Below are 18551 nucleotides of genomic sequence, written 5' to 3' on the forward strand. Positions count from 1 at the left end.
CACCGTTTACGCCGCTCAGAACTCGTCGGCGGGCTTCGGGTCGGCGCGGTTTCGAAATTCCGCGTAGAGACGCTCGGCCCACGTGCGCACTCGGTCGTCGGTCGTTTCGAGGAGCGCCCGGGGGAGGCCGTCACCGTCGGCCAGGCCGACCTGCACGGCCCCCTCGTCCGGAATGCCGAGATAGAACGGAACGTCCTCGTCGGCCACCCAAACCGACGACCGCCCGGTTTGCACCGTCTTCCGCATCAGCGGTGCGAACTCGTCGGACTCCATCGTCGATTCGACGGCCGGCGGCACGACCGTCTCGACGTCGAGCCCGTGTTCGGTGACCTGTTCGACGAGGGTCCCCGTCGATTCGCGGTCGATAGCCGGAAGCAGGATGCGGAGTCGGCCGGCGGTGTGGAGAATCCCCGTCTGCTTTCTGGCGGGAGCGTAGGGGTCGGCGTCCGTCGAGTACGTCACCGTGACGTCGCTCGCCGCGAGGAAGTCGGGGCTCTCGACGTCGGACGGAAACCACCGGAGGAACTCCGCGAGTTCATCGACCCTGTCGACCGTGTCGAGCAGTCGGTCGAAGGCGGTCGCGACGTGCTGGCCGGCACGCGTCAGCCGGTATGCACCGTCGGACTTCTCGACCCATCCCCGCTCCGCCAGCGACCGGAGTGCGCGTGACACCGTCGTTCGAGACGCGTCCAGTCGGTCCCGAAGCTGGCGATTTGTCACCGACTCCGCCTCCGCCAGGGCGTCCATGATTCGAACGCGGGACTCCGCCCGTGCGAGAAACAGCACCTGCTCGCGTGGAACGTCCGAGTCGTCACCGTTCATCCGTGGGCCGACCGTAGCGCCCCGGACGGGAAAAATGTGCACGGTGTGCACGGTTCCCGCCCGGTAGTATAATCAGCCTCTCGTCTGCCTCTCCTGTATCGATGGTCGACGACCACATCTCCCGCCGGAAACTGCTCACGGCCGTGGGGGCCGTCGGCGGCGTCGCTGGCTGTTCGGGCGTGCTGGACGACGGGGATGCCGGGGCGACCGGAACGCCCTCGCCCGACTCTCCGACGGATACCGACCCGGGGTTGACGGAGGGTGAGATAACGGCCGTCGAAATTGCGCCCACGGAGCCGGAAACGGGTGAGTACGTCGACCTCTCCGTGACGGTGGCGAACGGCCACGACACGTCCAGTACCGGCACGCTTCGCGTCTCGGTCGGCGAGGACGTCTCCGAACACCGCGTCACGATACCCGCCGACGACACCACCACCCGAACGCTCACTGCCGAACGGTGGCAGGCAGGCACCCACGAAGTGGCCGTCGAACTCTTCGGGGCCAGCGGTCCCGTCGACGCCGCGGGAACGACGTTCGACGTCGTCCCCACACACGACGCGTTCGTCGAGGTGTCGGGGACGGAGTTCGTCATCGACGGGGAGCCGGTCTACTACAGCGGCGGTCACAGCGGGGGGAACCTCAACTCCCGAACCTCCTCCGACGAGGAGAACGGGTTCGAGTACGAGTACGACGACGCCTTCGAGGGCGACCACTACGTGGCGGACTTCATGCGATACGCGGCGGCGTACGACATGTCCGTCATCCGCGTCGTGGCCGCGGCCATCTCGTGGGCCGAGGACAGTCTCGTCCACGAAGCGCCGGGCGAGTTCAACGAGGCGTGGTTCGAACTGTTCGACACCGTCGTCGCGGAGGCGAAGCGGAACGACATCCGACTCGTCATCTCGCCGCTCAGTCACGACATGAACCTCGCGCCGTCGCCGGGCGCCTACGCGCAGTGGTCCGACACGGTCGACAAAGACCAGAACCGGGACGCCATCTACGACTCGTTTTACGAGGACGAGCAGGCGAAACAGTACTACAAGAACTTCCTCGAGAAACTGCTCACCCGGGAGAACCACATCACCGGCATCGAGTATCGCGAGGACCCGACGATACTGATGTTGGAGTGTGGCAACGAAATCGAGTACGCGCTGTACGACGACCGCGGGAAATCCCTCGCCGACTGGTACGACGAAATCGCCCGCTACATCAAATCACTCGACGAAAACCATCTCGTGGGGAGCGGGATGTACGGGAGCGACGCCCGCAACGAGTTCGTCACCGACCACCGGAGCGAGGCCATCGACGTGTGTTCGTTCCACCTGTACCCGAAATACCCGAACCGACGGGACATCGCGGAGAAGCCCTACGAGGAGGACCCGGTTCACGACATGTCGATAGAGGAGATGTCCGACTACGTCGAACGCAAAATCGAGACCGCACATTCGGAACTCGGGAAGCCGGTCATCCTCGGCGAGTTCAACGTCCCGCAGTTCCCGGACATCTACGGGTGGGACCTCGAACTCCGCCGGGAGTTCTTCGAAGCGATGTACGACGCCGCCGACCGCGCTGACCTCAACGGCGTCCACGCGTTCGCGCTGACGCTCAACGAGAAATGCACCGAGGAGGTCCGCATCACCGACTGCCGGGCGGAAAACGGCATCTACCCCGACGACGAGTTGCTCTCGCTCATCACCGCGTACGGCGATACCGTCGCGGCGAAGTCGGACGCGTCGATGACGGAGTAGCGGCCGGTCGTGGGCTCCTGGTGGCCCAGTTCGCACACTCGACCTACGTTTATATCTCGGGTCGTCGAACCCGGAGCCGTGTCAACGTTCGTCGTCGTCGGCGGGGACGCCGCCGGCATGTCCGCGGCCAGCAAAGCCAAACGCGACGACCCCGACCTGGAGGTGGTCGTGTTCGAGAAGGGCGAGTGGGTCTCCTACGGCGCCTGTGGCCTCCCGTACTACGTCAAAGGCGAGATACAGTCGCTGGAGGAGCTCGTCTCGGTCACGCCCGAACAGTTCCGCGAGGAGCGCGACATCGACCTGCGGACGGGCCACGAGGTGGTCGACATCGACACGGACGACCGGACCGTCACCGCTCGACACGACGGCGGCGAGGTCGTCCAGTCGTACGACCACCTGCTCGTGGCGACCGGGGCACGGGCGGTGACGCCGCCGATAGACGGCCTCGACCGGTCGGGCGTGTTCACCCTCGGGTCGATGTCCGACGGGAAGCAACTGCGCGAGTACGTCGCCCGCGCCCGGGAGTCGGGCGACCTCCAGCAACCGGACCGCGGCCCGGCCTGCCAGTTCCTCGAGAACTGCACCGGACCGGTCGGCATCGTCGGCGGCGGCTACATCGGCGTCGAGATGGCCGAAGCCCTCGCGGCCAACGGGTTCGAGGTCCACCTGTTCCAGCGGGGCGACCGCGTGCTCAAACAGTTCAGCGAGGCGACCAGCGAGGCCGTCCTCGACCACCTCGACGAGCAGGACGTCAGGGTGTATCTCGGCGCCGACGTCGAGGCACTCGCCGGCGACGACGCCGTCGCGGCCGTCGAGACGGCCGACGAGCGCGTCCCGGTCGAGATGGTGCTCGTGGGCACGGGCGTCCGCCCCCGGACCGACCTCGCGGCGGCGGCCGGCATCGAACTCGGCGAGACGGGCGCGATAGCGACCGACGCTTACCGGGAGACGAACGCCCCCGACGTATACGCGGCCGGCGACTGCGCGGAGGCGACCCACGTCGTCACCGGCGACCCGGTGTACGTGCCGCTGGCGCTGACTGCCAACCGCCACGGCAGGGCCGTCGGGCAGACGGTCGCCGGCACCCCCACGGAGGGCGGCGGCGTCGCGGGTACGGCCGCGGTGAAGGCGTTCGAGGTGGAGGCGGCCCGCACGGGCTGTCTCGACCACGACGAGGCCCGCGCGGCCGGCTTCGACCCGCTGACCGAGACCATCGAGGCGAAGTCGCGGGCGGGCTACTACCCCGAGGGCGGCACCGTCCGCGTGACACTCACCGTCGACCGGCCCACGGGGCGCGTGCTGGGCGGCAGTCTCGTCTCCGAGTACGGCGAGGGGGCGGTCCACCGGAGCCACGCCCTCGTCGGAGCGGTGACGGAGGGCGTCGCCGTCGACGAGTTGTCGAACTACGACCTCGCGTACGCGCCGCCGTTCAACACGACGTGGGACCCCGTGTTGACCGCCGCGAAGGTGGTCGACGGGACGCGGTGACCGGCCGGGCGCTCGGCGGAGGGCGGCCCCCCGCCGTTCGAGACGCGGATTTATTCGTCCGGTCGTGGACGTTCGGCGTATGGGTCTCGACGTCGAACCCCCCACGCCCCCCGACCTGACGAACCGGCCGCTACCGGCCGACCTCGACCCCGCCGAGGAGGTCGACGAGACGACGGACCTCCGGCGCGAGGAACTGGAGGCGGCCCTGCGGGATGGCGCCTGGAGCGAGGCGTTCCGCGAGTGGGCCGAGTACACGGACCTGGCGCCCGAGGAGTACGAGGCGGTCCGCGCGGCCGGCCTCCTCGAACAGCTCGACTTCTTCTGGCACCCGGTCGCCGAGCGGGTCCGCTACGAGGTGCCGACGGTCCCGGCCGACGTGACGGCCGACGCCGACAGGGTCGCCGCCGAACTGTCCGACCTCGCGCGGGCGGTCGTGGAGACGCTCGCGGAGAGCTACGTCGACTGGAGCGCCGACGGCACCGACGAGTGGAGCGAGGAGACGTTCCGCGACGAACCGCCCGAGGACTGACGCCGCCGGCGTTCGCCCGCGGCACCGTCCCGATTAAGGGTCGACGCGTCGTAGAGTAGGGGACCATGTCCCCGACCACCGACGACCGCGAGACGGTCCGACGCGCCCGCGCCCGCCTCGACGAGTGGGTGTTCGAGGCCCGCGACCGGGCGTACGCGGAGCTGTTCGAGGGCACCGACGCGGCGGTGAGCGACGCGGAGCTCCGCCTGCTCGACCGCATCGACTCGGACCTGACGCGCCGCGGCGAGCCCGGGCTGTGGGGCGTCGACGAGTACGGCCTCGTCGAGGGCGGCGTGTTCGACGCCGGCGAGCCGCGGGTGGTCTGCACGTACCACCCCGAGATACCGTACGAGGGGTATCGCGGCGAGGAGAGCCTCGACGAGCCGACCCGCGAACAGCTCAACGACGCGCTCTGGGAGTACTGCGAGCGGGTCGCGGCACTCCTGCAATCGGAGGTCGACGCGTTCGTGGACGAGCCAACGGAGGAGTGACCCCCCGACAGCCGACCCGGGGGGATGGGGGCGAAGCTCTTTGTGCCGGTACGTGGGAGGTCGGAGCTATGGCCGACCTCTACGTCGACCAGGTCATGTCCCGTCCCGCCGAGACCGTCGCGCCCGACACGCCGGTCGGCGACGCCGCGGCGGCGATGATCGAACACGACGTCGGCGCGCTCGTGGTCGTCGACGACGGGCTTGCGGGGCTTCTCACCGCGACCGACTTCGTCCTGCAGGCCCGCGACGGGTCGGCGTCGCCGGACGCCACTGTCGGCGAGTGGATGCGGACCGACGTGGTCACCGCCGAGCGGCGCGACCCCGTTCACGAGGTGGCCGACGTGATGCTCGACCGGCTTATCCACCACGTCCCGGTAGTCGACGGCGACGAGGTGGTCGGGATGGTGACGACGCTGGACCTGACGGCGGTGCTGGCGCGGCGACTACGGCCCTGAGTCAGGAACGAGCGCCGGACGTGGTCAGCCACCCCGCGAAGTCGGTTGGCCCGATGCGGAGCGCCATCGGCCGACAGCGTGGCCCACGACCGATGCGACTCGGGCCACCCAGCCCGCTCGGAGCCGACACCCGACCCGGCCGTCACCGCGGCGAAAGTCCGACGCCCTCGGCCAGCAGTTCGTGCGAGCGGAGCGCGGCGTCGTGGTCCGGCACGGCGTGCTGTATCATCACCTCCTCGACGCCGACGCGGTCGGCGAGCTGGTCGAGCAGACCCGCGAGCGTCTCGGGACTCCCCGAGAGCGCCCGCGGCCACTCGTCGTCGTCCAGCGTCGCCGGCGTCGGCTCCGGCACGCCACCGAGTTCGCCGACCGCCTCCTCGACGGACGGCCGGCCGCTACGGTCGCCCCGCTTCAGCCGCTCGTAGGTCGCCTCCGCGACCGCACGGAGCCGCGCGGCCTCGCGGTCGGTGTCGGCACAGACCGCGTTGACGGCGACCATCGCCCGCGGCTCGTCGACGCCGCCGGCAAGCGGCGACGGCCGGAACGACTCCCGGTACTGCTCGAACGCGGGGACCGCGAACACCGGCCGGATGAACGCCGCGAAACAGTAGGGCAAGCCGAGTTCGCCCGCGATTTCGGCGCTGGAGGGACTCGACCCCAGCACCCACGGCACCGGCGGGTCGGCGCCCGAGCGCGGAACCGACAGGTCGCTGTACGGGTGGTCCGCCGGAAAGTCGTCGTAGAGGTGGCTGACGACCGCCTCGACGCGCTCGGCGTGGTCGGCGTCGGGGTCCTCGACGTGGCGGTCGGTACCGAGCGCGCGGTCGCTCGCCGGCGACATGTTCGCGCGGCCGAGGCCGGCGTCGATGCGGCCGGGCGCGAGGCCGTCGAGCGCGCCGAACTGCTCGGCGACCTTGAACGGGCTGTAGTGGTTGAGCAACACGGCGCCCGACCCCAGCCGAATCGCGTCCGTCTCGGCGGCGAGATGGCCCAGGAGCACCTCCGGGGTCGTCCCCGCGAGGCTGTCGGCCCGCCCGTGGTGTTCGGCGACCCACACCCGCCGGTAGCCGAGCCGCTCGGCCTGTCGGGCGACCGCGACGGTGTTCGCGTAGGCGTCGGTCGCGGTGCCGCCCTCGGGCACGGGGGAGAGGTCGACGACAGAGAGGTCCATGCCTCGCCTCGGTGGGTCGGCGAGAAAACGGTTGGGCTCGGCGAACCGGAGACGGATTTCGGCTGGCCTAAAAACCGAAAACGTCTTTGTGATTTAGGCTAGCCTAAATTCCATGAACCGCACACCCACGCGCCGCGGGGGGTCGACGCGACGCTCCGGGCGTCACGGACGACGCGCCGCCGCTCGGTCGAGCCGTCCGTCGCTCGCTCGCCTCGTGACCGACGGACAGCGTCGTGGCACGGGTCGTCTCGGGCCGTCGCGACTGCCAGACGGGTGGTCGCCGTGTCGGTGACGGGCCACGTCGACCGTGCCCGGGAGCGCGTCGGCGACGAGCGGGCTGCCGTGGAGGCGAAACTGGGGGCGTTCGATGCGTTCGCCGACCGGGTCGCGGCGCTGTCGACGGAGCCGGGCGCGGCGACCTCGGGGATGGCGGCGACCACCGGACCGGTGACCGACGGCACCTCGTCGACCGAGGACGGCTGTCGGGCCATCCGACGGGCGTTCGCGGAGACGGTCCGGCCCCACAGCGTCGCGGACGTCGACGGCGGCGAACCCCTGTTGGAGACGGTCCGTAGCGAGTTCACCGAGTCGATAGCGGTGGCGCTGGCGCCGACGACCGAGACGGCGCTGTCGCCGGCGCTCCGGGAGGCGGTCGTCTCGAAGACGGAGGAGCGGCGCGCGGAGACGGAGGTGCTGGTTCGGGCGCTCGACCGCGAACGGTCACAGCTCGACGCCGCCGCGGACACCGTCGACGGGATAACGGCGTGGATGACCGACGCCGACGAGACGCCGCTGTCGAGCCTCGGGTTCGAGCCGCTCCGGCGCCGCCACGACGCGCTCGCTGACCACCGTGACCGGCTGGAGACGCTCGCGAGCGAGCGGCAGGCGTTCCTCCGCGGGGCGACGAGCCGGGGGAGCGACGCGGGCGTGAGCCACCGGAGCCTCGTCCCGTATCTCTACGGCGAGTTCCCGGTCGACCACCCGGTGTTGGCGACCGTTACTCGCCTCGATTCGGTCTGCCGTGACTGCCAGCGAGCGGTCCGCGCTCACCTGTCGAGGAGGGCCTGAACCGATGGTGCCGAGACGGACCCGAGCCCAGGTCTGGGCGGACGTGTATCGCGGGCTGTTCGGTGCCGACGACGAGTCGGACGGGGACCGCGAGGCCGACGACGGGACAGAGGAGTGATGGGGACGCGTCCCCGCCGACGCCCGACAGCGCGGCGTTGTCCCGTCTCCCGATGAGCGACGCGTCGCGCTACCTGCTCGTGGTGTACCGGGCACAGCGACGGGACGGCGCGCCCGTCCCGACGGGCCACGTCGCGGACGCCGTCGGCCGGTCGCCGGCCGCGACGACGGAGATGCTCCAGCGGCTCGACGAGCGGGGGCTCGTCGCCCACGAACCGTACGAGGGGGTCGCGCTGACGCCCGACGGCGAGGACGCGGCCGCCGACCTCCAGGAGTCGTACCGGACGCTGTCGCGGTTCTTCGAGGAGGTGCTCGGCCTGGACGACCACGACGAGGAGGCGATGCGGGTCGCGGGGACGGTCAGCCCGGCGGTCGCCGAGCGGCTGGCGGCGACGCTACTGTCCGAGGACGGGACGTGACTTCGGGGGTGTGATACGCTCACACGCCGCCGACACGACTTTGCCGACCGCCCGCGTCCGTCCGGGACCGATGGAACTCGACGGCGTCATCCGTGACCTCCGCGAGGACCCGCATCGCCAGCGGGAGTTCTACGAGTATCCCGAGCTGTACGAGTTCTTCCAGTCGCGGGTGGTCGACCGCGACGCACAGGTCGGCCTGCTGGAGCGGTTCGAACCCGCCGACACCGAGCGCGTCCTCGAGTTCGGCTGTGGCGCGGGGCCGCTTCTGGCACGCATCGACGGCGAGTACGACGAGGTGGTCGGCGTCGACGCGAACCCGGACCTGCTCGAGATGGCCGAGCGCCGCGTGTCGACGGCGACGCTCGTGGAGGCGGACTTCACCGACTGGTCGGCCGCCGACGAGGGACAGACGTTCGACGCGGCCGCGCTGATGGGCGGCCTGCTACACCTGACTGACGACGGAGCGCTCGACGCGTTCGCGGTCAACGCCTACGAGAGCCTCCGGCCGGGCGGCGCGTTCGTCACGTTCTTCGAACCGCTCTCCGAGGCGGTCGACAACGGGAGCCGGGAGCTCCACACGGTCGAATCGGACCGCTACACGGTCGAGCGGCACGCCACGAGCGCCATCACGTCGCCGTCGGGCCACTACACCACGACGTACCTGTTCGTCATCACCGACGAGGCCCGCGACGAGGAGGCGCGCATGGGGACCGTGTTCCACGGCCGGTTCTTCGCGGCTGGCCGGCTCCGCGAGGCGTTCGCAGACGCCGGGTTCGAGACGACCGAGATCCACGAGGGCGCGGGGCCGACGGTGTTCCACGCGAGGCGGTGAGCGGTGCGGGTTGCGAGGCTCGCCCCGACTGCCGCGAACCGCACGCTTTTTGTTTTAGGTATGCCTAAACGAACTCGATGGCCGCAGGCACGCAGTCGTATCCCACCACCGTTCCGGAGGAAGAACCGGCGGACACACCCGAACTGTCCGTCTGTGAGACCTCGCCCGGCACGTCGGTGTTCCTGGAGGCGGGCAACACCGACGGCTGGATCGCGAGCGACGTGACCGTGGAGGTGACCCGATAGCATGGCCGACGCCGACGCCGGGGACGACCCCGAATCGGACCGGACGACCATCAGGACGGGCCGCGACTTCGAGCGGGAGTTCCGCGTCGACGCGAGCGAGGCCGGCGAGTTCCTCGTCGCGCTGGGCGAGCAGTTGCGCGACGACGACGAGCTGACCATCGTGACCGACGAGTGGGAACTGCCGTTCGCATTCGGCTCGCCGGCGCACCTCGAGATCGACTTCGACGGCGTGGGGGACCCGGCACTGGAGATCGAACTGGAACTGCCGGGGCGCACCGACGACACCGCGCCCGACATCGAGTAGCCGCTCAGTTCAGTGCCGATTCGGTGACGAGCGTGTCGCCTTCGAGGTAGTGGTCGATGACGTGGGCGTGTTCCTCGACGTCCTCGAGTTGCTCGCGGAGCATCTCCGCGGTGGTGTAGTCGCCGAGCCCCTCCGCGAGCTCGACGTGCTCGCGGTAGCTCTCGATGATGTCACCGTACATCTCCAGGTCGTTCGCCAGCGAGGTCCGGATGTCGTACACGTCCTCGTCCTCGGGCTCGACCGTCGCCGCCTCCGTGAGCGCGGACATGCTGGCGTGGGGGACGCCGCCGAGCGCCTGGGCCCGCTCGGCGAGCTCGTCGGCCGCCGCCTCGATCTCCTCGTACGCCTCCTGGAGGAACACGTGGATGTCGAGGTGTTCGGCCCCCTCGACGTTCCAGTGGTGCTTGTGGAGCTGGTGGTAGAGGACGTACGCGTCCGCGAGGTCGGTGTTCAGCGCCTCGATTATCTGTTCGGCCTTCTCCTCGTCGAGCCGGACCGGGTTCTCGCCGACCGTTCCTGCCTCCTGTCTGACCGTCTTCTGGGTGCTCATCTCACCTCCGGATAGGCCCGCTACTGCCTTATAACTTTTCAATACTCAGACAATTTTTCGCACTGCCTAAAAATCACCAGAACGTCGTGGAGAACGGTGTTCGGTGCACTCCCGCGAAGAACTGGTAATATATCTGCTATTATCCGTGGCCTGCTGATAGGTAGCGGTCTCGCCCCGATGCCGGGTCGGGCGGCGCCACGGTCCCCCGGGGTGGTCGTGGTCCAGGGCGGCCGCGACAGCTCACCCGCGAAGCGCCTCGACCGGTCGCTCGCGGGCGGCCTTCCAGGCGGGGTACAGCCCCGAGAGGACGCTCGTCAGCACGCCGAACAGAAGCGCCGCGGCGTAGTAGACGACGTTGCCGGGCTGGAGCGCCTGGAGCGGGTCGCCGAGCGCGAACTGCGCGATGACCGCGCCGGCGCCGACGCTGACGGCGACGCCGACGACGCCGCCCACCACTCCCAGCAGCATCGCCTCCGTCAGCAGTATCTTCAACACGTCGCGCCGCTGGTAGCCGACCGCCCGGAGGACGCCGATTTCGCCCCGGCGCTCGATGGTGGACATCAGCATCACGTTGAGGATGCTGACGCCGGCGACCAGAAGCGAGATGGAGCCGATACCGATGAGGAACAGCGAGAGCGTGTCGAAAAAGGAGCCTATTTGCTCGGTTATCTGCGAGAACTCGAACACGCTGACCCGCTCGGTGCGGTCGTTGAGGTCCTCGCGGATAGCCTGGGCGGTGGCGTTGGCGCTCTCGCCGGTCTCGGCCTGGACGACGACCTGCTGGTAGCCCGACCGGTTGATGGCGCTGGGCGGCACGACGACGGCGTTGCTGACGCTCACCGGCGAGAAGCCGCTCTGTGACTCCAGCACCGCCCGCACCCGGTAGGTCCGGTTGTCGACGGTGATGCTGTTGCCCGCGCTGACGCCGAGCGACTCGGCGAGCCCCGAGCCGACGAGCGCGCCGTTTCGCAACGGGTCGGGGATGCGGCCCTCGCTGGCGGCGTACGCGTCACCCGGGTTGGCGATGCCGTAGGCGGTGGCGAACGTCGTCTGGCCGCCGTAGACGACGGTCGCCTGCGTCTGTTTCAGCGGCACGACCGCCGCGTCACCGGCCGCCCGCTCGATGGCGCGGACGTCGCGCTCGGTCAGCGTGCGGACGCCCTCCTCGGCGTTCGGCGAGACGATGAGCTGGTTGCCGATGTCGCCCAGCGAGCCGACCGCGGCCGTCTGGAGGACGGAGCCGAACACGCCCAGCGAGGCGATGGCGACGACGCCGATGACGATGCCCAGCATCGCCAGTGCGGTCCGTGCGGTCGTCCGCGAGAGGTTGCGCCGCGCCATCAACAGCGTCGGATACCGCCGGTACAGCGCGTCGACGAGACTCATCGCTGGAGCACGCCGTCGACTATCTCGATGGTGCGGTCGGTGTACTCGGGCACCTGGGGGTCGTGCGTGACGGCGACGACCGCGACCCCCTCCTCGGTGATGCGCTCGAACTCCTCGAGCACCTGCCGGCCGGTCGCCCGGTCGAGGTTGCCGGTCGGCTCGTCGGCCAACAGGAGCCGCGGCCCGTTGACGAGCGACCGCGCGATGGCGACCCGCTGTTTCTGCCCGCCGGACAGCTCCGAGGGCCGGTGTTCGAGGCGGTCGCCGAGCCCCACCCGCTCGAGCAGGTCGGTCGCCCGCTCGCGCGTCTCGGGGTCGCGGTCCAGAAGCGCCGGCACCTCGACGTTCTCCAGCGCCGTCAGCGTCGGTATCAGGTAGAAGTTCTGGAACACGAACCCGATGGTGCGTTTGCGTGCGGTCGTCTTCTTGCGGTCCGACAGCGCCGTCGCGTCCTCGCCGTCGAGCGTGATGGACCCCTCGGTCGGCTCGTCGAGCAGGCCCAGGACGTTGAGAAGCGTCGACTTCCCGCTCCCGGAGGGGCCCATGATGGCGACGAACTCGCCGGGCTCGATGGCGACGTCGACGCCCTTCAGCGCCTCCAGATACCCCTCGCCGCTCTCGTATCGCTTGACGAGGTCGCGGGCCTCGACGACGGCCTCGCCCGTCGTCTCGAGGCCGCTAGTCGTCACGGTTGCGCCACCCCACGACGATGAGCGCGACCACCAGCAGCGCGACGGCGGCGCCGACGACGTAGACGACCAGCGGCGTCCCGCCACCGCCCGACTCGGCGTCGACGCTCCGTGATGTCGGCTCGTAGGGGACGCTCGCCGCCCGCGTCTGTCGCTTCCCGTCGGCGAGATACGTCACCGACAGCGGAATCTCCGAGACGTTGCCCTCGGCCGTCGCGTACAGGTCGAACGAGACGAAGTCGCTGGAGGGGACGCTCCCGACGAAGTACTCGCGGTTCGGCGGCGCCCCCTGCACCGCGTCGGTGTCGCGGACGCGGACGACGACGCTGTCGACCCGTTCGAGCCCGACGTTGCTCGCGGTGCCCGTGATGTGGAGCTTTCCGGCCTCGCGTTCGACGGTCAGCCCCGTGAGCTCTATCTCCCCGGGGACGGCCGGCGGCGCGACCACCGCGGAGCGGGCGGTGGCGGTCCCCTCCCGGTCGCCGATGTCGTAACTGGCGGTCAGCGACACGTCCGCGCGGCTCTCGACGCCCGTGACGTTCACCGCGACCCGGCGGGTCGTCCCCGCGGGGACGGTGCCGACGGCGACGGGCGGCACCGTCCCGTTGGTCGCCGTCCCGCGGACGACGACGTTCTCCAGGGGTGCGTTCCCGAAGTTGCCGACGGTCACCGGCACCGTGAGCCGGCCGTCTTCGGGCACGTCAGCGTCCAGGGAGACGTCCTGCTCGAGCGGCTCGAACCGGAGTGCGCCGCCCGAGGTGACCGTCCGTTCGAGCCCGGTCGTCGTGCGGTAGGTGACGGTCACCTGGTAGCCGAACTGACCGGCCTGGCTCCCCCGGACGTCGAACCTGAACTGCTCGCTGGTGCCGGCCTCGATGCGGGGTGTGCCGTCCGAAATCGGCCGGACGCGCATCGCGTCGCTCGACACGTCGACGTCGATGCTCCGTATCTCCCGCTCGAACCCGTTCGAGACGGTGACGTTCACCCGCTCGGGCAGGCCCGCCGTGAGCGTCCCGTCGGTGCCGACCGACACCGCGGGATGGTCGTCGCGCACCTGGACCGTCACCGGATACTCCAGCCGGACGACGTCGCCGCTGTCGTCCTCGCCGTACACCTCGATGCGGAACCGTCTGGTGCCCGACTGCTTGAACGTGAGGTCGAACGGTACCCGGATGCTCGACCCCGGGGTGAGGGTGCCGAGGTCACTGACGCCCCGTCGACCCCGCGCCTCCTCCTCGGAGAGCCCCTCGATGCGGACCGACCGCACCTCGTACGAGGAGGGGCTCGACTGCTGGGTCACGATGGTCGGTGCTATCGTGATGGTCTCGCCGACGACGGCCGGCTCGGGGGTGACCTCGACGCCCTGCACCGCGACCTGGGCGCTCTGGGCACCGACGCCGGCGACGCTCAGCGTCGAGACGACGAGCAGGCCGGCGAGCAACGTGGCCCGGCGCATCTACAGCACCACCCCGTTGAGCCGCCAGAGGGCGGCGACCACCACGGGCACGGCGACGGTGATGGCGGCCTCCCGGACCTCGAGTCCGCGGGCGTGCCTGACGGCGAACGTCCACAGCAACGCCGACCACAGCAGGAACACGACGCCCAAAAGCGCGGCGACCAGGAACTCCGGCCGGTTCTGGAGTTCCCGGACGAACGCCTGAATCTGCTGGGGGTCGCTCGGGAACGTCACGCCCGAGAACACGACGAACGCGACCACTGCGGAGACGACTGCCCCGAAGATGGCCGGGATGAACCCCCAACCGACCAGCGCGAACAGGTCGCGGAACGAGCCCTCGGGGTCGTACAGCACCGCCGAAATCACGTAGAACGCGCCCGCGAACAGGAGCCACCGCACGAACGGGCCGACGAACGCGCCGACGGCGGCGGCGACGTAGCCGACGACGCTGAACGCCTGCGCTTCCTCCGGGAGCGCCGCAAACGTCGCCTGGATGGACGGGACGGCGCCGACGGCACCCACGAGGCCGATGACCAGCATGATGCCGACCGGGGGGACCAACCCTGGCTCCGACGAGCGTCGCTCGAAGAACTCGTCGGGATTGAACAGAACGTCTAACATACCTGCCTTTGCGCCCCACCTTACTTCAATTTACATACACGAGACGGCCGTCGCCGCCGGGCGCTCCACGCCGACGGCCGGTCGCCGGCCCTCCGGGGGTATCGCGGCGGCGTCGAACCGGCGAGGTAGCTCACGGGCGGGATTTTTACTGCTGGCCACGGATACGAGTGTATGGCTGGGGGGATTCGGGTACTGCATATCGACGACGAGCCGGGGTTCGCGGAGATGGCCGCGGTCCACACCGAGCGCGAGGACGACCGGCTCAGCGTCGAGGCGGCGACCAGCGCCAGCGAGGGGCTCGAACGCTTCCGCGAGGGAGGGTTCGACTGTCTCGTCGCCGACCACGACATGCCCGGACAGACCGGTATCGAACTGCTGGAGACCGTCCGGGAGACCCATCCGGACCTGCCGTTCATCCTGTTCACCGGGAAAGGGAGCGAGGACGTCGCGGAGCGGGCCATCTCGGCGGGGGTCACCGACTACCTCCAGAAACGCGGCGGCACCGAGCAGTACGCCCTCCTCGCCAACCGCATCACGAACGCAGTCGAGCGCTACCGTCTCGAACGCGAGAGCGAACGGACTCGCGGGCAACTGGAGGCCATCCTCGACCACTCGGCGGACGCCATCGTCACCGTCGACGCCGACAGCCGCATCCGGTTTGCCAACGCCGCCGTCAAGGAGCTGTTCGGCCACGACCCGGCCGATATTCGTGGTCAGCGGCTGACGCGACTGATGCCGCCCCGCGAGCGCGAGGCACATCTCGATGCGGTCGCCCGGTATCTGGACACCGGCGAACGGACGATGGACTGGTCGGACGCCGAGTTCGTCGGGCAACGTGCCGACGGCACCGAGCTTCCGCTGTCGGTGTCGTTCGGCGAGTTCGAGCAGGACGGCCAGCGGCGGTTCATCGGCATCATGCGTGACATCTCCGAGCGAACCCAGCTAGCGACGGAACTGCGCCAGCGCGAAGCGCAGTTTCGACAGTTGGCCGAGCATATCGACGAGGTGGTCTGGATGTCGGACCTCGACGCCGAGGGGCCGTCCTACGTCAACCCCGCGTTCGAGGAGATATGGGGCCGTCCGCCCGAGACGCTGTACGAGGGGTCGACGCGCTTCCTCGAGACGGTGCATCCGGCCGACCGCGACCGAATCGAGGCCGCACTCGACACCCGCACGTCGGGCGAGTACGACGAGACGTACCGCATCGTCCGCCCGGACGGCGAGGTCCGGTGGGTACGCGACCGGGCCGTCCCCGTCGAGAACGACGCCGGCGAGACCGTCCGGGTCGTCGGTATCGCCTCCGACGTCACCGAGCGCACCGAACAGATGCGCCGCTTGGAGACGCTCGTCAGCAACCTCCCCGGCGTCACCTACCGATGCCGGAACGACCGCGCGTGGCCGATGGAGTTCGTCCGCGGCGAGTGCGAGTCGCTCACCGGCTACACCCCCGAGGAAATCGAGGACGGCAGTGTCATGTGGGGGGAGGACATCATCCACCCGGACGACCGCGAGGCGGTGTGGAACAGCGTGCAGGACGCGCTCGACGCCGGCGAGAGCTTCGAGGTCACCTACCGCATCCGCACTGCGGACGGCGCCGTGCGGTGGGTCTGGGAGCGCGGCCGGGCGGTGGACGTGACGGCCGGTGACAGCCGCGTCCTCGAGGGGTTCGTCACCGACATCACGGCCCACAAGCGACGCGAACAGCAACTCGAGGAGGTGAACACGGTGCTGTCGACGCTCGTCGAGACGCTTCCGGTCGGCGTGCTCGCGGAGGACGACGCCCGCGAGGTGATGGTCGTCAACCGGCACCTGTTCGACCTGCTCGACCTCGACGGCTCGCCGGAGGCGGCCGTCGGCGACGACTGCGAGCGGCTGGCCGACGAGGTCAGCGACCAGTTCGACGACCCGGCGGCGTTCGTCGACCGCATCGACGCCATCATCGGGGCTGGCGACCCGGTCGACGACGAGACGCTGTCCCGTGGAGACGGCCGGACGTTCCAGCGGAGCTACCGGCCGCTCGACCTCGAGGACGGCGACGGCCACCTCTGGGTGTACCGCGACGTCACCGAGCGGACGGAGCGGGAACAGGCGCTCGAGGGGCTGACGCACCGGCTGGAGTCGCTCCACCGCGCGACCGGCGACCTGCTTGCCGCCGAGACGCACGCCGAGGTCGCCGACATCGGGGTCACCGTGGCCGCGGAGATGCTCGGACTGGAGGCGAACGCCATCCACCGCTACGACGACGACCGGGCGGCGCTCGTCCCGGTCGCCTCGACGGAGCTCGTCCGCGAGCTCGTCGGCGAGCCGCCGACGTTCACGGCCGGCGACAGCATCGCGTGGCGGACGTACCAGCGGGGGGAGGCGGTCGCGCTCGACGACGTCCACGCGGACGACGACGTCTACAACCCGGCGTCGGCGATTCAGAGCGAACTGCAGGTCCCCATCGGCGACCACGGCATCCTCATCGCCGGCTCGCCGACGGCCGCCGCGTTCGACGAGCAGGACCGACTCCTCGGGGAACTGCTGGCCGGCAACATCGAGGTGGCGTTCGACCAACTCGAGCGGACCGAACAGCTCCGGGAGCGGGAACGCGAGTTGACCCGGCAGAACGACCGGCTGGCGGAGTTCACGAGCGTCGTCTCCCACGACCTCCGCAACCCGCTGAACGTCGCCTCCGGGCGGCTGGAGCTGGCCCGCGAGGAGTGCGACTCAGAGCATCTGGACGCGGTCGGGCGAGCCCACGACCGGATGGAGGCGCTCGTCGAGGACCTGCTGACGCTGGCACGGGAGGGCGGGACGATCACCGAGGTCACCGAGATCGACGTGGCGACGTTCGCGCAGTCCTGCTGGGAGAACGTCGCGACCGGCGACGCCACGCTCGTCGTCGACACCGACGCGACGATTCGCGGCGACGGGAGCCGGCTGAAACAGCTGTTCGAGAACCTCGTCCGCAACAGCGTCGAACACGGCGGCGACGACGTGACCGTGACGGTCGGCGACTGCGAGGACGGGTTCTACGTCGCCGACGACGGCCCCGGCATCCCGCCCAACGAGCGCGACCAGGTGTTCGAGGCCGGCTACTCGACCCAGCCCGAGGGGACCGGGTTCGGGCTGAGCATCGTCCGGCAGGTCGCGGAGGCACACGGCTGGTCGGTCCGCGTGACCGACGGGCCGGACGGAGGCGCCCGCTTCGAGATAACTGGCGTCGAACGCGTCGGCCAGTAGGCGGCCGTGGTCAGCCGACGTATCGAGCGAGCGTGCCGTCGACGCGCCGGGTGAGCGTGCCGCCGACGAGCAGTCGCGCCCACTGGCCACAGAGCCACGCGGCGCCGTTCAGGAGGTTGAGCGCGACGACGAGCGCGACCACGCCCAGCGCCGACATCGCCACGGCGTCGGCCAGCGTCGTCACCTGCCATGAGGTGAGCCGCACCACAAAGGAGACGCCGACGAGCAGTTCGTTCCAGGGGACGTACAGCGACAGCTCGCGGCTCACGTCGGTCGGCAGGAACAGCCCGACGGTCACGCCGGGCTGGTCGTAGAACAGCGGCGTCGCAACGAGCACGACGGCGGGGACCAGAAGCACCATCAGGAGCGTGAACGCCGCGATGCCGACCGCCAGTTTGGTGGCGAGATACACCAGCCCGAGCCAGACCGCCGGGTCGAGCAGGAGCCCGGTCACCTGCTCGCGGAGGTCGTCGCCGTCGCGGAACTTCCAGTCGGGCGCCTCGATGTCGACCCCGACCAGTGCCCCGGTGAGCCGCCGCTCGACGGTCACGAGCCCGACCGTCGTCGCCAGCAGGCCGACGAACAGCGCGACGCCCACCAGCAGTATCGCCAGCCCGACGCTCAGCGACAGCCCCACGACGACGACCACGAAGTAGGCGATGCCCAGCGGGAACGACAGCGCGAGATACGCGAGGTTGCCGTACGTCCGCGGGCGCACCGGCGCCGTGGCGACGCTCCGCAGGGAGGGGCGCGGCACCGACGAGCGGAGACGGGCGAGGACCTCGGACATCCGTGTCGTCCGTATCACACGTCCTCTGAAGTATAAATCTCCGGTAGTGAGCGGCCACCGCGAGCGGCGCGTGACGGGGAATCCGTCGGCAATCGGGCGGTCGGTGACCGCAACCATTTTTCAGAGGGCGGGGCGAAGCGCCGTC

General features: G+C 70.0%; 19 protein-coding genes. 11 read left to right on the plus strand and 8 right to left on the minus strand.

What is annotated here, in order from left to right; translation table 11 throughout:
- Positions 1-15: 15 nt before the first annotated feature.
- On the minus strand, positions 16-822 hold the full coding sequence (locus NL112_RS09250) for a helix-turn-helix transcriptional regulator (RefSeq protein WP_255152457.1): 807 nt from the start codon (positions 820-822) through the stop codon (positions 16-18).
- A gap of 101 nt (positions 823-923) precedes the next feature.
- Between NL112_RS09250 and NL112_RS09255 the strand changes: the two genes are divergently transcribed.
- From NL112_RS09255 to NL112_RS09275, 5 genes are all read left to right on the plus strand, one after another.
- The gene (locus tag NL112_RS09255; RefSeq protein WP_255152459.1) at positions 924-2570 is read left to right on the plus strand and encodes a cellulase family glycosylhydrolase; all 1647 of its coding nucleotides are present in this window, start codon (positions 924-926) and stop codon (positions 2568-2570) included.
- Between the two features lie 78 nt (positions 2571-2648).
- Complete coding sequence (locus tag NL112_RS09260; RefSeq protein WP_255152460.1) at positions 2649-4058, plus strand: FAD-dependent oxidoreductase; 1410 nt, start codon at positions 2649-2651, stop codon at positions 4056-4058.
- A gap of 79 nt (positions 4059-4137) precedes the next feature.
- Complete coding sequence (locus NL112_RS09265) at positions 4138-4587, plus strand: DUF7992 family protein (RefSeq protein ID WP_255152462.1); 450 nt, start codon at positions 4138-4140, stop codon at positions 4585-4587.
- A 65-nt stretch (positions 4588-4652) separates the two neighbouring features.
- Complete coding sequence (locus tag NL112_RS09270) at positions 4653-5078, plus strand: DUF7539 family protein (protein ID WP_255152464.1); 426 nt, start codon at positions 4653-4655, stop codon at positions 5076-5078.
- 68 nt (positions 5079-5146) lie between these two features.
- Positions 5147-5533, plus strand: a complete 387-nt coding sequence (locus tag NL112_RS09275; RefSeq protein ID WP_255152466.1) for a CBS domain-containing protein — start codon at positions 5147-5149, stop codon at positions 5531-5533.
- A 142-nt stretch (positions 5534-5675) separates the two neighbouring features.
- Here the strand turns inward: NL112_RS09275 and NL112_RS09280 are convergent, their stop codons facing one another.
- The gene (locus NL112_RS09280) at positions 5676-6704 is read right to left on the minus strand and encodes an LLM class flavin-dependent oxidoreductase (RefSeq protein ID WP_255152467.1); all 1029 of its coding nucleotides are present in this window, start codon (positions 6702-6704) and stop codon (positions 5676-5678) included.
- Between the two features lie 282 nt (positions 6705-6986).
- On the opposite strand from NL112_RS09280, the gene NL112_RS09285 reads away from it, so the two are divergent.
- From NL112_RS09285 to NL112_RS09305, 5 genes are all read left to right on the plus strand, one after another.
- Positions 6987-7772, plus strand: coding sequence for a DUF7260 family protein (locus NL112_RS09285; RefSeq protein ID WP_255152470.1), 786 nt, complete (start codon positions 6987-6989; stop codon positions 7770-7772).
- Positions 7773-7942: 170 nt separating this feature from the next.
- On the plus strand, positions 7943-8308 hold the full coding sequence (locus tag NL112_RS09290; RefSeq protein ID WP_255152472.1) for a metal-dependent transcriptional regulator: 366 nt from the start codon (positions 7943-7945) through the stop codon (positions 8306-8308).
- Between the two features lie 10 nt (positions 8309-8318).
- Positions 8319-9140: a class I SAM-dependent DNA methyltransferase gene (locus tag NL112_RS09295; protein WP_255152474.1), complete on the plus strand. Its 822-nt coding sequence runs from the start codon at positions 8319-8321 to the stop codon at positions 9138-9140.
- 77 nt (positions 9141-9217) lie between these two features.
- Positions 9218-9385, plus strand: a complete 168-nt coding sequence (locus NL112_RS09300; protein ID WP_255152475.1) for a hypothetical protein — start codon at positions 9218-9220, stop codon at positions 9383-9385.
- A gap of 1 nt (position 9386) precedes the next feature.
- Positions 9387-9689 carry an amphi-Trp domain-containing protein gene (locus NL112_RS09305; RefSeq protein ID WP_255152476.1) on the plus strand — a complete coding sequence of 101 codons (303 nt, stop codon included), beginning with the start codon at positions 9387-9389 and terminating at the stop codon, positions 9687-9689.
- Between the two features lie 4 nt (positions 9690-9693).
- Here the strand turns inward: NL112_RS09305 and dpsA are convergent, their stop codons facing one another.
- The 5 genes from dpsA to NL112_RS09330 all read right to left on the minus strand — a co-directional run bounded on the left by dpsA (position 9694) and on the right by NL112_RS09330 (position 14391).
- The gene (gene dpsA / locus NL112_RS09310) at positions 9694-10239 is read right to left on the minus strand and encodes a DNA starvation/stationary phase protection protein DpsA (protein ID WP_255152477.1); all 546 of its coding nucleotides are present in this window, start codon (positions 10237-10239) and stop codon (positions 9694-9696) included.
- A gap of 240 nt (positions 10240-10479) precedes the next feature.
- Positions 10480-11625: an ABC transporter permease gene (locus NL112_RS09315; protein WP_255152479.1), complete on the minus strand. Its 1146-nt coding sequence runs from the start codon at positions 11623-11625 to the stop codon at positions 10480-10482.
- Positions 11622-12314, minus strand: coding sequence for an ABC transporter ATP-binding protein (locus NL112_RS09320; protein ID WP_255152481.1), 693 nt, complete (start codon positions 12312-12314; stop codon positions 11622-11624). The genes NL112_RS09315 and NL112_RS09320 overlap by 4 nt, the downstream gene beginning before the upstream one ends.
- The gene (locus tag NL112_RS09325; RefSeq protein ID WP_255152486.1) at positions 12304-13770 is read right to left on the minus strand and encodes a COG1361 family protein; all 1467 of its coding nucleotides are present in this window, start codon (positions 13768-13770) and stop codon (positions 12304-12306) included. The genes NL112_RS09320 and NL112_RS09325 overlap by 11 nt, the downstream gene beginning before the upstream one ends.
- Positions 13771-14391: a YIP1 family protein gene (locus tag NL112_RS09330; RefSeq protein WP_255152488.1), complete on the minus strand. Its 621-nt coding sequence runs from the start codon at positions 14389-14391 to the stop codon at positions 13771-13773.
- Between the two features lie 171 nt (positions 14392-14562).
- Between NL112_RS09330 and NL112_RS09335 the strand changes: the two genes are divergently transcribed.
- Positions 14563-17616, plus strand: a complete 3054-nt coding sequence (locus NL112_RS09335) for a hybrid sensor histidine kinase/response regulator (RefSeq protein ID WP_255152489.1) — start codon at positions 14563-14565, stop codon at positions 17614-17616.
- Between the two features lie 10 nt (positions 17617-17626).
- Here the strand turns inward: NL112_RS09335 and NL112_RS09340 are convergent, their stop codons facing one another.
- Positions 17627-18406, minus strand: coding sequence for a sensor domain-containing protein (locus NL112_RS09340; RefSeq protein ID WP_255152490.1), 780 nt, complete (start codon positions 18404-18406; stop codon positions 17627-17629).
- Positions 18407-18551 lie beyond the last annotated feature (145 nt).

It is taken from the genome of Halorarius halobius, assembly GCF_024298865.1.
Taxonomy (GTDB): domain Archaea; phylum Halobacteriota; class Halobacteria; order Halobacteriales; family Haloarculaceae; genus Halorarius; species Halorarius halobius.

Bases quoted from the DNA above. Each gene is read 5' to 3' on its own strand.
- NL112_RS09335 (WP_255152489.1), top strand. From the start codon at position 14,563: ATGGCTGGGGGGATTCGGGTACTGCATATCGACGACGAGCCGGGGTTC.
- NL112_RS09340 (WP_255152490.1), bottom strand. From the start codon at position 18,406: ATGTCCGAGGTCCTCGCCCGTCTCCGCTCGTCGGTGCCGCGCCCCTCC.
- NL112_RS09250 (WP_255152457.1), bottom strand. From the start codon at position 822: ATGAACGGTGACGACTCGGACGTTCCACGCGAGCAGGTGCTGTTTCTC.
- dpsA (WP_255152477.1), bottom strand. From the start codon at position 10,239: ATGAGCACCCAGAAGACGGTCAGACAGGAGGCAGGAACGGTCGGCGAG.
- NL112_RS09315 (WP_255152479.1), bottom strand. From the start codon at position 11,625: ATGAGTCTCGTCGACGCGCTGTACCGGCGGTATCCGACGCTGTTGATG.
- NL112_RS09290 (WP_255152472.1), top strand. From the start codon at position 7,943: ATGAGCGACGCGTCGCGCTACCTGCTCGTGGTGTACCGGGCACAGCGA.
- NL112_RS09270 (WP_255152464.1), top strand. From the start codon at position 4,653: ATGTCCCCGACCACCGACGACCGCGAGACGGTCCGACGCGCCCGCGCC.
- NL112_RS09330 (WP_255152488.1), bottom strand. From the start codon at position 14,391: ATGTTAGACGTTCTGTTCAATCCCGACGAGTTCTTCGAGCGACGCTCG.
- NL112_RS09305 (WP_255152476.1), top strand. From the start codon at position 9,387: ATGGCCGACGCCGACGCCGGGGACGACCCCGAATCGGACCGGACGACC.
- NL112_RS09265 (WP_255152462.1), top strand. From the start codon at position 4,138: ATGGGTCTCGACGTCGAACCCCCCACGCCCCCCGACCTGACGAACCGG.
- NL112_RS09300 (WP_255152475.1), top strand. From the start codon at position 9,218: ATGGCCGCAGGCACGCAGTCGTATCCCACCACCGTTCCGGAGGAAGAA.
- NL112_RS09280 (WP_255152467.1), bottom strand. From the start codon at position 6,704: ATGGACCTCTCTGTCGTCGACCTCTCCCCCGTGCCCGAGGGCGGCACC.
- NL112_RS09325 (WP_255152486.1), bottom strand. From the start codon at position 13,770: ATGCGCCGGGCCACGTTGCTCGCCGGCCTGCTCGTCGTCTCGACGCTG.
- NL112_RS09255 (WP_255152459.1), top strand. From the start codon at position 924: ATGGTCGACGACCACATCTCCCGCCGGAAACTGCTCACGGCCGTGGGG.
- NL112_RS09275 (WP_255152466.1), top strand. From the start codon at position 5,147: ATGGCCGACCTCTACGTCGACCAGGTCATGTCCCGTCCCGCCGAGACC.